This window comes from Bradyrhizobium sp. CB2312 (assembly GCF_029714425.1).
Taxonomy (GTDB): Bacteria; Pseudomonadota; Alphaproteobacteria; order Rhizobiales; family Xanthobacteraceae; genus Bradyrhizobium.
In genome coordinates, this window is sequence record NZ_CP121668.1 from 3,630,573 (window position 1) to 3,645,189 (window position 14,617).

General features: G+C 59.0%; 12 protein-coding genes. 6 read left to right on the forward strand and 6 right to left on the reverse strand.

Annotation, left to right across the window (positions count from 1 at the left end):
- Nucleotides 1-104: 104 nt before the first annotated feature.
- Both QA642_RS17575 and QA642_RS17580 read right to left on the reverse strand, forming a co-directional pair.
- Entirely contained in the window at nucleotides 105-1,187 is a 1,083-nt protein-coding gene (locus QA642_RS17575) for a glycosyltransferase (RefSeq protein ID WP_283085742.1), read from the reverse strand.
- Nucleotides 1,188-1,445: 258 nt separating this feature from the next.
- Entirely contained in the window at nucleotides 1,446-1,670 is a 225-nt protein-coding gene (locus tag QA642_RS17580; RefSeq protein ID WP_349253855.1) for a hypothetical protein, read from the reverse strand.
- A 286-nt stretch (nucleotides 1,671-1,956) separates the two neighbouring features.
- On the opposite strand from QA642_RS17580, the gene QA642_RS17585 reads away from it, so the two are divergent.
- Nucleotides 1,957-4,935, forward strand: a complete 2,979-nt coding sequence (locus QA642_RS17585) for a M10 family metallopeptidase C-terminal domain-containing protein (protein WP_283085744.1) — start codon at nucleotides 1,957-1,959, stop codon at nucleotides 4,933-4,935.
- A 172-nt stretch (nucleotides 4,936-5,107) separates the two neighbouring features.
- On the opposite strand, the gene QA642_RS17590 is transcribed toward QA642_RS17585, so the two are convergent.
- A complete protein-coding gene (locus tag QA642_RS17590; RefSeq protein WP_283085745.1) occupies nucleotides 5,108-6,064 on the reverse strand; it encodes a UDP-glucuronic acid decarboxylase family protein in 957 nt (318 codons plus the stop codon).
- Between the two features lie 497 nt (nucleotides 6,065-6,561).
- On the opposite strand from QA642_RS17590, the gene QA642_RS17595 reads away from it, so the two are divergent.
- The 4 genes from QA642_RS17595 to QA642_RS17610 all read left to right on the forward strand — a co-directional run bounded on the left by QA642_RS17595 (nucleotide 6,562) and on the right by QA642_RS17610 (nucleotide 10,524).
- A complete protein-coding gene (locus QA642_RS17595; protein ID WP_283085746.1) occupies nucleotides 6,562-7,314 on the forward strand; it encodes a glycosyltransferase family 2 protein in 753 nt (250 codons plus the stop codon).
- An 84-nt stretch (nucleotides 7,315-7,398) separates the two neighbouring features.
- Entirely contained in the window at nucleotides 7,399-8,088 is a 690-nt protein-coding gene (locus tag QA642_RS17600) for a hypothetical protein (protein ID WP_283085747.1), read from the forward strand.
- Nucleotides 8,067-9,263, forward strand: a complete 1,197-nt coding sequence (locus tag QA642_RS17605) for a hypothetical protein (RefSeq protein ID WP_283085748.1) — start codon at nucleotides 8,067-8,069, stop codon at nucleotides 9,261-9,263. Before QA642_RS17600 ends, QA642_RS17605 begins: the two co-directional genes overlap by 22 nt.
- A 154-nt stretch (nucleotides 9,264-9,417) precedes the next feature.
- The gene (locus tag QA642_RS17610; RefSeq protein WP_283085749.1) at nucleotides 9,418-10,524 is read left to right on the forward strand and encodes an acyltransferase; all 1,107 of its coding nucleotides are present in this window, start codon (nucleotides 9,418-9,420) and stop codon (nucleotides 10,522-10,524) included.
- Nucleotides 10,525-10,667: 143 nt separating this feature from the next.
- On the opposite strand, the gene QA642_RS17615 is transcribed toward QA642_RS17610, so the two are convergent.
- Both QA642_RS17615 and QA642_RS17620 read right to left on the reverse strand, forming a co-directional pair.
- A complete protein-coding gene (locus tag QA642_RS17615) occupies nucleotides 10,668-11,597 on the reverse strand; it encodes an FkbM family methyltransferase (protein WP_283085750.1) in 930 nt (309 codons plus the stop codon).
- Complete coding sequence (locus QA642_RS17620) at nucleotides 11,579-12,997, reverse strand: hypothetical protein (RefSeq protein WP_283085751.1); 1,419 nt, start codon at nucleotides 12,995-12,997, stop codon at nucleotides 11,579-11,581. Before QA642_RS17620 ends, QA642_RS17615 begins: the two co-directional genes overlap by 19 nt.
- Before the next feature lie 179 nt (nucleotides 12,998-13,176).
- On the opposite strand from QA642_RS17620, the gene QA642_RS17625 reads away from it, so the two are divergent.
- Complete coding sequence (locus QA642_RS17625; RefSeq protein WP_283085752.1) at nucleotides 13,177-13,725, forward strand: serine acetyltransferase; 549 nt, start codon at nucleotides 13,177-13,179, stop codon at nucleotides 13,723-13,725.
- A 44-nt stretch (nucleotides 13,726-13,769) separates the two neighbouring features.
- Here the strand turns inward: QA642_RS17625 and QA642_RS17630 are convergent, their stop codons facing one another.
- Nucleotides 13,770-14,609, reverse strand: coding sequence for a phytanoyl-CoA dioxygenase family protein (locus QA642_RS17630; RefSeq protein ID WP_283085753.1), 840 nt, complete (start codon nucleotides 14,607-14,609; stop codon nucleotides 13,770-13,772).
- Between the last annotated feature and the right edge of the window lie 8 nt (nucleotides 14,610-14,617).

Here is a 14,617-nt window from a genome sequence, read left to right on the forward strand (position 1 = left end):
TGTGATTAGAGTGAGATAGATATCTCGCGGTGCACTTTGGTCATTTTGGCCGGGACCGTCAAGGGCGAACGCAATATGACGGTCGCTGCGCGCTCAATGCGGATTTATCCGACGAAAGCCAGGATTTCCTCGACGCGCCTGCGGAAGGTGTGGGCGGCAAATGTCCTGGCTTGTCCCGACTTTGCAATGGACAGGCGCGCCGCGTCGTCGGCGAGATACCGATCGATCACTGCAAGGCAGTCCTCGACGGTACGCCACGCAACGACCTCGCGGCCGGGCTCGAACAGCGTGTGCAGATTGTCCTTGAAGTCGGTGAGCAGGAATGCGCCGACGCCGGTCGCTTCGAACAGGCGCGCATTGCCGGCCTCGCGGCCGGCCAAGTCGATATGCGAATTGAGCGTGACGCGCGAGGCGCGCAGCGCCTGGTACATTTCGACACCCCACACCTCGCCCTGGTAGCAGCTGTGCAGCGGCGAGGAGGCGGGAAGGCTTTGCAGTCCGCTGCCGAACAGTTTGAGGTCGTAGCGCTGCGCCACCGCCTCGAGCTGCGCGACGCGGAGCTGGTGATCGGCCGAGACCGCGCCGACGAAGGTCACGTCGAACTCTTGCGCCGGCGGCGGAGGAAGCGTGTCAAGGATCCCGGGCTCGAAGGCGAGATGGACTACTTCCGCGCGCGCACCGCGAGAACGGAAGAAATCCACGACGGCGCCCATTTGCGAGATCATGAGATCGTAGACTGACCAGTCCTCGCCGCGCGAAGGCGAGATGCCGGTCTGACCGACTAGGATCGGGCGGCCGATCTGTTTGATCCGGCGTGCCAGGCCCGTATCGACGTGAAACAGATCCTGATTGAGGACGAGATCGGGTTTGAAATCCTCGATCTGCGCCAGCAGGATCTTTTCCGCTTCCGTATCGAGTCGCGGGCTGAGCCCGACCTTGCGCGCAAGCGGTCTCAGCATTGGCTTGAACGGCGCGACCGCGCGTTGTAGCCAGCCAGGAACCGCATCGCGCCCGGCGGGGGCGCCGGGCGGCGGCGGCTCGACGACGTCAAGACCATGCTCGCGTGCCCAGGCCGCTCGCATCCACGGATTGTTGACATGGATGTCGGCGGCGACATGCCCAAGACCGGCCAAATTGCGCGAATAGAAATCGGCAACGCCGAATAAGCTGGCGTTCCGCGCGGCCATCTGCGCCGCATAAGCCTCGTTCTTTAGGCTAGGCCGACGCCGGTAGAGCCACGCCAAAAAGCGAGGATAATCGGCGTTCAAGACGAGGATGCGCATTATCGGGGAGCCCAACCGAACATTGAAGCCACATAGCAGATTGGCGCGTGGAACAAAATTGCGGCTCGATGACTGTTATGGCCGGTGCGCGAATTGCCGCGGCAGCGATGGGACAGGAGATTTGGGAAGGTGCGCTCTTCCGTATGCCGTTGCGCTATGCGGTCAGCGCGACAGGCGCTTCAGCTCGGCGCGCGCCTGCTCGGCCAGCGGGTCATCGCTGTGGCGCGCAATGAATAGCTCGAATGCCTCCCGGGTTCCCTTTCGCCGGGCGGCTTCGTATTCCTCCGCCACGGCGGCGGCGGGATCGCGCGCCATCGGCATGGAGGCTGCGCATCCTGCTTTCGCGCTTTCCTTGGCTCTATCGTCCGCTTTGGCTTTCCCGACCATGACAGGCTGTTCTCCGAAAGGCCTTTGATCAGGCCCGGCGAGCACCGCCAGCACCCCGATCAGACCGGCTAAGAGCGGGCCCAGTCTCATGATTTCCCTTACCGTTACAGATAGGCGGAACCTGCATCCCGCCTTGCCCCGTATCACTACGGAATTTGATGGCCAACACGGTATTATGGAAGGGGAATGCGCGCCGATGCCCAATTTAAACCAAATGTATAGCTCTCAAGCTAGAATGATGCGCCTGCACTTCGAATCTTGCTGAAGCGCTGCTCCGGAGAGTTCCTTGGCTAACTCTGTCACTGGCGGTGCCACCAACAACGCCGAGATCGACGGCGTGCTGTCGGGCTACAAATGGTCCGGCACGATCACCTACAGCTTTCCCGACTCGCCCAGCGACTACGCCAATCCCTACAGTGGCGGCAGCAGCGAGCCGACGCAGGCCGGCTTCGCCACGGCGCCGAGCCAGATGCAGGCGGCGATCAATTACGCGATTGGACTGATCCTCAGCTACACCAACGCCGACATCCGGTACGCGGGCACAAACGGCGCCGATATCATGATCGCGCAGTCGCCCGCAGCCAATCCGACATCTTATGCCTATTATCCCGGCAATTACGCGTCCGGCGGCGATATCTGGTTCGGCACCAAATACAATTATTCGCAGGCGCAGCTCGGCAATTACTACTTCACGACCGCGCTGCACGAGCTCGGTCACGCGTTTGGCCTCAAGCACAGCCAGGAGACCGGCGGCCCGGCCAACATCGCGGTGCCGAGCGCGCATGACGACAGCGAATACACCGTCATGAGCTATCGCAGCTATGTCGGTGCTTCGACGACGTCTGGCTACACCAACGAGGCCTACGGATATCCGCAGACCTACATGGCCAACGACATCCTCGCGCTGCAAACCATGTACGGCGCGGACTACACGACCCAGAACAGCAACACGATCTACACCTGGAGCCCGACGACGGGGCAGGAGTTCATCAACGGCGTCGGACAGCTCGCGCCGGGCGGCGGCGCCGGCGGCTCGGCCAACCGCATCTACGAGACGGTCTGGGACGGCGGGGGCGTCGATACCTACGATCTGTCGAACTACACGACGAATTTGAGTATCAATCTCAATCCGGGCGCGGCGTCGGTGTTCTCCGCCGTGCAACTCGCCAATCTCGGCGACGGACATTACGCGTCAGGCAATGTCTACAACGCCTATCTCTATAATGGCGACGCGCGCTCCTATATCGACAACGCCACCGGCGGCTTCGGAAACGACACCATCATCGGCAACATCATCGCGAACGTGCTGAATGGCGGCGCCGGCAACGACACGATCACCGGCGGCGGAGGCAACGACACCATCATCGGCGGCGCGGGCGCCGACACGGTGGTGTACTCGGGCAGCGAGCTCAGCTACGGCATAACGTACAGTTCGAGCACCCAGACCTTCACCATCAGCGATCTGCGCTCAGGCTCCCCCGATGGGAACGATACCGTAACGGGGGTCGAACAGTTCCAGTTTGCCGACGGTACGATCTCGAGCGCGGCGCTCGTTGACCAGATCACGCCAATCACGATCGAGGCGATCGGCGCGACCAGCCTCGTGCAGGTCGGAGGCCATTATTCCCTGAATCCCGTTGGCGCCCCTGCGGGACCTCTGCTGAAGGTCGGTGGCTTGGCGGTGACGGTCGGTCAGTTCGGCCTCTCGCCGATCGGTGCGGAACAGGTCGCAGGTGGTGGATATGACTTAGCGTGGAAAGCAGCCGGTGCGGATCAGTACGCCGTATGGTCCGTCGACAGTAGTGGCAACTTCGTCTCTAACCTCACTCCAGGCGGGGTGGCGGGTGGCAGTACCAGCTTGGAATCATTCGAGACGGCCTTCCAACAGGATCTGAACGGCGACGGATTTATCGGAGTCCCCCCGACGATCGTGATCGAAGCGATCGGCGCAACCAGCCTCGTGCAAGTGGGTGGTCAGTATCTGCTGAACCCCGTTGGCGGTGCTGCTGGACCATCGCTGAAAATCGGTGGCGCGGCGGTCACGGCCGGTCAGTTCGGCCTCTCGCCGATCGGTGCGGAACAGGTCGCAGGTGGTGGATATGACTTAGCGTGGAAAGCAGCCGGTGCGGATCAGTACGCCGTATGGTCCGTCGACAGTAGTGGCAACTTCGTCTCTAACCTCACTCCAGGCGGGGTGGCGGGTGGCAGTACCAGCTTGGAATCATTCGAGACGGCCTTCCAACAGGATCTGAACGGCGACGGATTTATCGGATTCCCCCCGACGATCGTGATCGAAGCGATCGGCGCAACCAGCCTCGTGCAAGTGGGTGGTCAGTATCTGCTGAACCCCGTTGGCGGTGGTGCTGGACCTTCGCTGAAAATCGGTGGCGCGGCGGTCACGGCCGGTCAGTTCGGCCTCTCGCTCATCGGCGCGGAACAAGTCGCAGGTAGCGGATATGGCGTGGCCTGGAAAGCAGCGGGCGCCGATCAGTACGCCGTCTGGTCTGTCGACAGCAGCGGCGAATTTATCTCCAACCTGACTCCCGGCGGGGTGGCGGGCAGCAGCGCCGCATTAGGGTCATTTGAGACGATCTTCCATCAGGATCTGAACGGAGATGGCATAGTCGGCTTTCCCAGCCAAACTGTGCAAATCGTGATCGAGGCGTTTGGCGCGACCAGCCTTGTGCAGGATGGCAGCATCTATTTATTGAATCCCGTCGGTGGTGGGAGCGGCCCATCGTTGAAGATCGGCGGCTCGGCGGTGACATCCACTCAGTTCGGACTCCTGCCAATTGGTGCGGAGCAGCTTGCGGGCGGCGGGTATGACGTGGCTTGGAAAGCAGTGGGCGTCGATCAATACGCTGTCTGGTCGGTAGACAACAACGGCAATTTTATCTCGAACCTTACCCCTGGTGGGATGGCGGGTAACAGCGCCGCACTGAAGTCATTCGAAACGACGTTCCATCAGGATTTGAGCGGGGATGGAGCGATCAGCATGCTGCCCGCGTCTACGAGCACGACGGCATTTACCGAGGGTGAAAATGGGGCGTCTGGCTTCGTCTTTCGCCCGAAATCGGGCACGAACAATGCGCCAGCTCAGAATACCGGTCCTGCGGAATTGACTTTAGGCACTACTCTCCCGAGTGAGTTTGGGTGGATACTAGATAGCGCTCCATCTGAACATCTTCCCGCAACGGCCCACGAGCCCCTAAATTTGGGGATCGAGATGATTGCTGGTCATTTCGATCATTTCTTTTTTCACTGACTTCGGGCGGGTTGACCAAGGCGGGATGAGATCGAGATGAATCGTCATCGCGCTTTTGAGCTGCCGTACGTTTAAAGCGCGATGAGATTAGGATGAATCGTCATCGCGCTTTAGGTTGTTGTTTGAGCATGATCTTTTCGGAAAACCTCTGCGCACTTTTCCGGATCATGCCTCAATCCAACACGCGCTTGAAATACTTTATGGTTTCCTTGAGCCCGTCATCCAACGGTACCTTTGGTTGCCAGTCGAGCACCGCCTTGGCTTTTTCAAGATCAGGCTGCCGCTGCCGGGGATCGTCCAGCGGCAATGGCTCGAAGATCAACTTGGAAGCCGAGTTGGTGAATTTGATCACCTTCTCGGCCAGCTCGAGAATGGTGAATTCCGAGCTGTTGCCGAGATTGATCGGGCCGGTGCACTCATCCGGGGTCAGCATCAGTCGAGTGATTGCCTCGACGAGGTCGTCGACATAGCAGAATGATCGAGTCTGCCCTCCGTCTCCGAAGATGGTGATGGGGTCGCCCTTCAGCGCCTGAACGATGAAGGACGAGACCACTCGTCCGTCATTGGGTTGCATTCGCGGACCGTAAGTGTTGAAGATGCGACCTACCTTGATCGGCAATCCATGCTGCCGCCAATAGTCGAAAAACAACGTCTCAGCGCATCGCTTTCCCTCATCGTAGCAGGAGCGAATGCCGATTGGATTGACGTTGCCCCAATAGTCCTCCTTCTGAGGATGAACAACTGGATCGCCGTAGACCTCGCTGGTCGACGCCTGGAAGATCCGGATCTTCAATCGCTTGGCCAGCCCAAGCATGTTGATGGCGCCATGCACGCTGGTCTTGGTCGTCTGCACTGGATCGCGCTGATAGTGAATCGGCGAGGCTGGGCAGGCAAGATTGAAGATGGCGTCGACCTCGAGATAGAGGGGGAAGGTCACGTCGTGCCGTATCGCCTCGAATAGCGGATTGTTCAGAAGACTTGCGATATTGCGACGGGTGCCCGTGTAGTAGTTGTCCACCGAAATCACCTCCGCGCCTTCAGTGAGCAACCGTTCGCACAGGTGCGAGCCGACAAAGCCCGCCCCGCCGGTTACGAGGATGCGGCTGTTTCGATACTGATCAAGGGGCATCGGTTTTCTCGTTCTTCCATTGGTGGTCCTGTGAACTAGTGGGCGGGGAGTGGTATCGATATCGATCGGATTAGCAATACCTATCTCGGGTTGAGGTGTTATGGTACCTCCAAGGCTGATGGGGCGAGACAAGATGCGCGCGAGAACGCTGCGTAGGATCGCATGCCGACCCTGGCAGCCTGCCGCCTGCCGTCGCTTCGACGCGCGGGCGTGGTTCCCGAAGGGCCGGGCCGTGTTTGCTCCAGCAACCATGGTCGATCGGGTGGCCAGCTAACCTTGTACGAAGCTGCTGTGGCTCTCGCGCAGCAGCATTTGAGACTGTACGGGATCGGCCCCGGTGAGCGAGAGTCTGGTACTGCAGCAGGCTTTCGGCTAAATGTGATTTGGCTTTGTCGCTTGTCGACTTCCGGACTGTAATCATCCGCGCAGCCCCGGGCCGCGTCTCTCATGCACAGTTCACAACAATTGAAACTCAAGTGCTGAGGAGAGCACTTCAAATGGCTGAGCTCGTCTCCATCATAACCCCGGCTTACAAGGCGGCGGGGTACATAGAGAAAGCCATCACGTCGGTCCAACAGCAGACCTACCCGCATTGGGAGCTGATCGTGGCCGATGACTGCTCCCCCGACGACACCGGCCGGATCGTCGCCCGCTATGCCGAGCAGGACCCACGCGTGAAGCTGGTCGTGCAGCCCGTGAATCAGGGACCGGCAATGGCGAGGAACGCTAGCCTTGGCAAGGCGCAGGGCAGGTTCATCGCATTCCTGGACTCCGACGATTGGTGGCTGCCGAGGAAGCTTGAGCTTCAGCTCGATTTTGCGGGTCGGTCAGGGGCGGCGCTAACATACACCCAATTCAAACGGGTCGATCAGGATGGCAACAACGAAGGTCGCCTGATGAAGGTGCCGGACCGGCTTACCTACCGCATGCTCCTCGGCAACACCGCGATCGCAACATCCACGGCAATGGTCGATCGGAAGCAGACAGGCGATTTTCGGATGACGAAAACCTACTACGACGATTTCGCCCTCTGGCTGAAATTGCTGCGCGCCGGACACGTCGCGAACGCGCTGCACGAGGATCTAATGCGCTATCGGGTACTGAAAGGGTCGGTATCGCGCAGCAAGGTCAATTCGGCAAAGAAGGTCTGGTCCACGTATCGAGAGATCGAGGGCCTCGGCATCGCAAGCTCGTCCGTCTATTTCTCTATGTATGCCTGCAACGCTCTTCTCAAATACCTCCGATTTTGAAGCCCATGAAGCCGGCAAATGCATTGCCGCCATCAAAATGAGACGAGCGTTCGGTAGAGCGTCGGCTAGCAGGAAATCGAAGGAATGAAGCAAGGCGTCGCCGGGAACATCGAGCGCGAGGTCATCGTCGGGAAAAACTCGACTGTCTGGCGCGAATTGGCGAGACGGCCGGATATCGCAGCAAAATTTCAAGTTGCGCTCGGCCACACCGAGATTGCCGATGCTGGACTTCTGCCGACCGACCGTTTGTGGGTTTTTGCGTATTCGAGGAAGGTGGACGAGAACGCGGCGCTGATCGAAGAACTGGCACGCGCCGGCGCCGCCGAGTACGTCTACGTGTCGTCGGCAACGACAAACGTCGTTCCGTATACCAGATGCTACAACTATCCCACGGCCAAGCTGCTGGCGCAGAACCTGGCGCGCGAGAAGCTGAACGCCCGCGTTCTAACCATCGGCGTTGTCTTTGCCCGAATCTCCGAACTGCCCGCCGGCGCAACGATCGCGACAAGCTACGACGATCTGGCCGGTTTCATGCTGGCGCCGAAATGGCCCGATACCGTCGACCAGGCGGTTTGTCTGTTCAAGACTTGCGAGCGCCCTTTCAGCAGCAAGGTGGAAGCAATCGCATTCAGGCTTTACGGCTACGGCATGCGCGTGCTGCGAAAATGGCCTTGTATTCTCCGCCCGCTGGATTTCGTCCTGCGAGGAATGGGATACAGATGGTACGGCTACCTCTATCTGAGTAACAAGACGTGGTTTACGACGACATCATAGTTGGCTCTGGGCTGGCGGCGCTTGCGACCGCCCTTGGGCTGGCACCATCGCGAAAAGTTCTCGTTGTTGGCGGGCCCGAGACGGGGCAACTGGAATTCTATGCTGATCAGAAATCCATCCCCTCCTCCTATAGCGGGGTCGGGGGACTGGGCAATTTTTGGCACGGCGTCATCCCGACAGCAATGAGGGCTCCTTATGCCCGCGAATCCCGCAGCGAAATCGCCGAGCTCTTTCAGTATTTTTATCCCCGAACTTCAATCCAGGAGAAGATCGACCAGCGTTGGCTTTTTGTGCCAAGGAGGCCAGTGCGGCCGCGGCGGGAATGGGAAAGATTGTCGCGCGAGCGTGGTGACAATCTGCGGTTTGTGCCACTTGCCGTGGACCGATTTGACATGGGTAGTGGCGGCCAAACGGTCTTTGCTGCCGATGAAACGTTCAAGTCGAGACGGCTCTGGATAGCGGCAGGCGTGCTCAACTCGCCCAAAATCCTGTCCAGATCCGTCTCGCCCGATCTCAGGCGAGCGTTCGTATCGGACCATATCATCTGCTATGCGGGACAGCTCCACCAGCATACGCCGGACTATTCTCCACCGCAGGTGGAAAGGGCAAGGGACGGGTTTTGGCTCGCTTTTGAATTCAGCTCGGATGGAGATGCGCTGCTCACCCGGCGACCTGCGCGCTTCGACTACCGCACGCTCGATCGCGGGATCGAGCAGCGGGCGGTATACGGCCTCCCAGCGACCGGCGCGATGGTCAGGCTCCTGACGACGACTTCGCCGGGGCTGGTGGCGGAAGCGCTCTTCAACAAATTTGGATTGTTCCCGCGTGGGCCTGTGTTGAGTGTCTACGCCCAGCTGTTGGTCAGCGACGCGCTGGACTTCTCTCAAGAGGATGCTCCGTTGAACCCGGTCAACCACAACGCTGCGCAGGCCGTGTCTCGCTTGTCGCTTCCCTGGCCGGCGTTGCTCAAGACCCGGAGACCGGATTTATTCCTCCGCGGCATACACCTTCACCACTCGATCGACTTGGACGCTTTGAAAGCTGCAGGACTAGGGTCTGACGAATCGGCCGTCAGGGTCGTCGATGCTTCGACGATCAATGCTATCGGCCCTGAACACCATAGTTTCTACACGATGGCGCGAGCCTATCGCGTCGCCCGTGAGGCCAGTTCGTAAGCGACGATCTGCTGGGTCCGCGGTCTGTCCGACAGACTACAACCTCAATGTCAGCTAGTCAGTTTTCAAGCGGGCAAGTCACGGCAACCTTCCGGCTTGCGCCCAGCGGGCATGAACGATAGGGGTATTAGCAGTGCACTTCTCCGGGGCGCTCGTGGACCACAAAAATACCGCCCATTTTGACGTGGTGCGAGGCGTGGCCGCGATTTTTGTGTTAGCCGCGCACGTTGCTCAGGCCTTCCTTTGGCGGCATTACGGCGCAGGCTCGTGGGCGGACCTGGCGTCCGGCTGGGCTGCACGCTTCGCGGTGTTGGCTTTCTTCCTACTGTCGGGGCGCCTGATTGTCGCCAGTATCGTTTCCAATGTCCGGAGGAACGGTTCCTTTGACCCTATCGATTATTTCCTCAACCGGATCGCCCGCCTTTATCCACCACTTCTATTTGCAATCGCGCTGAGCGCGGCAGTCGTCGCGACAATTCATCTATGCGGGTTACCGGGATCGCAGGGCAGCTCCCTCGGCACTCTGCGCCCGTCCGGCATTTCGCTTCGGCTCACTGACCTCGTGCAAAGCCTCTTAATTTACAACGGACTGACTATCGCGAACGGCCCGCTTTGGACTCTCTACATTGAGGTGAAGCTCTACATCGCGGCTTCAGGTGGCGCGATGCTGACATTCGGACGAAACTTGCCAGCAAGAATGATCGGCTGTGCTTTGGTGCTGTTCGCCGTATCGACGGGCATAGACCATCATCGTTTCTGTTTTTTTGCGGTGATCTGGTGCCTCGGCGCGTTCACGAACCTGCCTGGCGCCAGGAAGCCGGGCATCTTCCTCGCGGCATCTACGGCGGCAGTAGCGCTTTGCTATATGACTCCGGGCTATTCCGACTATATCGATGGATCTTTTGGGACTTTGGCGCAATCTATAGGTTGCGCCGCAATTGCCTACGGCTTGCTCGTTTGGAACGGGGAGGGATGCGACTTCCCGAGATGGCTGTTAAAGACAGGTGATTTCTCCTACACGTTTTACGTGACCCATTTTCCTATTCTGGCGCTCGCCCTGTCGATATCGCTTGCAATCAGCGACAAGTCGTTTGTCGTAGCAGGGCTAGCTGCTTTTCTGGCTTCTGCAGCAGCGCTCGGGCTCTCCGCTTGCGCTGCGTCGCGGCTCGAGGATACGCCCAAAATCAAGCGAGCGCTGGTGACGGCCCTTGATCACAAATTGAACCTGATTGACTCCGCTCGATATTGCGGCCGGCAGTAGCGGCCACCAAGTGGAACAGGTGGTGTCCGAGGAGATTCATTTCTTTAAAGCGCGATGAGATTAGGATGAATCGTCATCGCGTTCAGTGATTGTGTGCGCATCATCTTTTCGGAAAACCGCAGCGCACCTCTCCAGATTATGCTTTAGGTCTGTTGATTTTTCCCTTGGAGAGGGACCGGTACCATCAACACAAGCGGGTAGACCTCGTCCAATCGATCGGGATCGACAGGTTCCAACGTATTCTTTCTGCCCTTCAAGAGTAGCTTCAGAGATCGCCAGATCTTGGAGCGCCCGGTGTCATGCATTCGAATGGCATGTAGCTCGTAGCCTGGTATCGAGCGCGCAATATTGACTAGGTTGGGCTGCGCCTTTGTGAAGAGCTCGAAACCCACGAGTGGCCTGTATTGCCGCAGAAGTGGCTCAAGCGACTCGATGATCTCCTGCTCCATCCCCTCGACGTCTATCTTGATGAACGCGCGCGATAGTTGGTCCCCGTATTGCGCCACGAAATCATGTGCTGATTTGAGTTGGATAGAATATCGATTTCCGAATTTCTCTTCGGAAAGGCCGAATGTCTCCGGCGGCAGCACAGACCTCTCTGCTACGCGGCTGATGGAATGCTCGTCCGGAGACTCCTCGAGGGTCACGATTCCCTCGGTCTTGCCCAAACCGAAGTTGTGGCAGGACAAATGCGATATTCGGTTGCGCAATACATTGGCCTCCAGCACCCGATAGAGGATCGGATGAGGCTCGACCGCTTCCACCCGGCGGAACAGCGGCGCCAGCGCGATGCTGTGGTTACCGATGTTCGCGCCGATATCGATCATCAACTCCGTGGTGCCGGAGCGGGAAAGGACGTAGCGTAACGTCTCTATCACGCCCTTTTCGAACAGGCCTTCCGACAGGATGTGCCGATCGACGGTGCTCGATACTTCGACAAACATCGTTGCGGGCCGCTTGCGGGCATGGCGCGCCAGGAGCGTGAGCAGTCCGAAGCTCGTAAGATAGCGGATCGCATCGAAGCCGGGCTTCACCTCGAAGAAGGCGGTACGTTCTATCCTGTTTGACTGCACTCCACCTCCCCGACGGGTCTCTGGGAGACCGGCCTCTTTCGCACTGCTTCGAGCAACATCGCGAGATGCTGCGGATCGATCAATGGCCATCGTCGCCCCCCTGCGCGAGGAAAAATCGAGCTGGCAAGACAGGCTCTGATGAAATCATGCTTCTCGGTCTCCGACAATATCCGCGCCGACCGGAGAGTCGCGACGATAGTTTCGGCCCAACTGTCGATCGACGCGAGGTCGAGATAAACAGCGCCCGACCGCGCAAACCAATAGCTCGTGTTGCTGAAGGTAAATATGGGTTTGTCGCGAAGTGCGGCTTCGATGCCGACGCTGCCGGCGCCCAGCAGCACCGCATCGCTTCTTGCCATCACCTTCGCTGAATATTCGAGCGGCGGTACCATTACGACATTGGGGATCGATCTGAGCCGCTCGTAGAACACCGGGTTGCGCGCCCCGAGCATGTGCGGGTGCTCTTTGATAGCCACCATGCAGCGGCCTGATAGTGCAGCGACGATCTCGACCGTCTTGTTTTCGTAGTCGATGATCGATTTGTCCTTGATCCAGTAGTCGATCGCCGCTTCGGGAAAATAGGCCAGCGGCACGAATACGGTTGGAGAGGACGACTTCTTCTGCAGGGAGGTTAGCTCGGATTGCCAGTCGTCGCTGAAGCAATTCGCGGATGGAAAATCCCGAATTCTGCGCCGCTCAGCCAGATAGGGAGTTATCGCATAATGTACGTGAAGAGGATCGCGCTCCAGATATCCCTTGGCGAGAAAGACGATGCGCTTGACATAGTAGCGACCAATGCCGAGCACGTGGCGGCGCAGCGAATAGTTCAGGCGTTGGTTGTAATCCTGCCGGAAGAACGGCTTCACCACGGCGGCAATGGCTTTCTCGACCTCCTGCGAAGACGGAATCCTGATGTCAAATGCATCGCCGTTCGCAGAGCTGGTGAGCTGGAGAAGGCCCGGAAATAGCGAGTAGGCATAGCCCACGAACCGAATGCCGCGCCGTCGGGCGAGGATGCTCAGCAGATGCGTCACGTATTCGTCCACCCAGTGGCAGATGACGGCCTCGGGATTCAAGCGGTCCAGCCACTCCTGGAGCGTAGCCGCCATTGCATGAAGTCGTCGCTCGGCGTCCTCCCGGTCCAAGTTGCGCAGGAGGCGGCAGCGCCGAATGCAATCGTCGCTTTGATCTGCATCCAGCAGCGTCGGAGGCCGCCCGGATCGCAAATGGCGGTAGAAGGCCTCTCGCGTGTCGGCAGTCCCCTTTTTCCTGCCGTCCGTGAGAAAGAACAGCTTCTCCCCGCGCGGGAGCGCAGCGAAATTGGCCTTGAAATCGTCGACCAGATACGGACGACAAAAAACAAGGATTCCAGAGGGATCTGATGAGGCTGCTTCGGTCAACGGAGGTTACCTGCACTTTCCGGAATTGGCGTTTGCCATCGGCAGCCTGCCGGGGCTTTACTCACTGCGACGCAATCCGCTAAACATTGGAAGCAGTCAAAGTCAAGCGAGAGGATCAGGGTGTTTGTCAGCTCACATGTGCGGGAATCATCACGTTTGCGCTGCGCTGGTCGGCGCTAATGTCCTATTCCGAACTTGGCGCTCGCTCGCTGCTCGACGCTGACTGGCAACGGTTGATGGTTGCAATGGGCAAGCCATACCGAAACCGGAAATGGACGGACGCGTTTTCGCCCAGGTTCGCCCATATCGTACTGATTCGGTGGGCTTATGCCTTCCACAGATCGGGCTGGCGCCGGCTCGGAAAACTGACATCCCTGTTGAACTTTGGCCTGTTCGGCATGGAAATCCCGAGCAGTCTCGAAATTGGCCCTGGCCTGATCATACCACACACGAATGGAATTATCCTCGGCGCGGCGCGGATAGGGGCCAATGTGACCATCTACCAACAGGTGACGCTGGGGGCGAAAATGGCCGACTGGGACTACGACCTGGCCCAAAGGCCGGTGGTCGAGGATGGCGCTACCATCGCTGCCGGCGCCAAGGTGCTGGGGCCCGTTGTCCTGGGGAGCAGATGTGTGGTCGGCGCGAACGCCGTGGTACTCAGCGACGTAAACCCAGGAGCGGTCGTGGGCGGAGTTCCCGCCCGCGTGCTCTCGTCCGAGAGGTGATCGGGAGCTTCTCGGCTGCCGCGCTCGGGTGCGTGACTACAGGCCTAGCGAAGGTAGACTCGATTTACATATGGATCGAGCGCGACACCATTTTGCTCCGGCGTAAACTTTGCGACAGGCCGCTTGGGGCCGCCAACATATTCGACGAGAGAATAAAGGACCTGAAAAAGCAGACGGGTTCGCGTCTTTGGCGGGACACCGCGGTGAATGCCATAAGTGTTTTCGAGGAACGCAGTGCCGGCGGGTCCGGAAAAGGACAACATATTCTCCCTGCCGAACTCGCGGGCAACTTCCTCTTCCGAAAGCCTGCGGATGTTTGTCAGCTTGTCGATGTTGTGTGTGCCGCGCACAAAAGCGTGGGGACCTGACTCGTCGTCGACATCCGTCAAATAGATGAACAATTTGACGAAGCGATAGTCGTCGACATCGCGATGATAAAGTTCTGCTTCCTGGGCGCGCTCGCCGTGCGCGATGGACCACCAGGCGGCCATCAAGCTGATCGTCGGCTTGGCGCCGAGAACGTCCGCCACTGCGGAGAGCACGATAGGGTTGTTGGCTATGGCCAAAGCGTGGGGACAGCTAACGACGTCGAGGTGATCAAAGTGCGCAACGTGGGTGCCTTTTGGCGCGCCGTCCGGCACATTGAATTTGCCGAGATCGGGACGATACGGGTCAAAGGCGAGACAGGCCTCAAAATATCGACGAATGTCGCTGACCTGCTGCGGCGATACCAACTCGGGAAGCATGGCATAGCCCTCGACGTTCAAGCGCTCGAATGTGTCGAAGGCCTGTGGCAGATTCACGTAGCTGGGAAGCCGAGCGACAATGCGGTCCGCGGCCGCATTTCTCTCCTTGAGGCCAACCACGCGACGTTGGAGGTACATGTGCCGGT

Coding starts and splice junctions, on each gene's coding strand:
- QA642_RS17590 (WP_283085745.1), bottom strand. CDS start 6,064: ATGCCCCTTGATCAGTATCGAAACAGCCGCATCCTCGTAACCGGCGGG.
- QA642_RS17575 (WP_283085742.1), bottom strand. CDS start 1,187: ATGGCCGCGCGGAACGCCAGCTTATTCGGCGTTGCCGATTTCTATTCG.
- QA642_RS17600 (WP_283085747.1), top strand. CDS start 7,399: ATGAAGCAAGGCGTCGCCGGGAACATCGAGCGCGAGGTCATCGTCGGG.
- QA642_RS17630 (WP_283085753.1), bottom strand. CDS start 14,609: ATGTACCTCCAACGTCGCGTGGTTGGCCTCAAGGAGAGAAATGCGGCC.
- QA642_RS17625 (WP_283085752.1), top strand. CDS start 13,177: ATGTCCTATTCCGAACTTGGCGCTCGCTCGCTGCTCGACGCTGACTGG.
- QA642_RS17580 (WP_349253855.1), bottom strand. CDS start 1,670: ATGGTCGGGAAAGCCAAAGCGGACGATAGAGCCAAGGAAAGCGCGAAA.
- QA642_RS17595 (WP_283085746.1), top strand. CDS start 6,562: ATGGCTGAGCTCGTCTCCATCATAACCCCGGCTTACAAGGCGGCGGGG.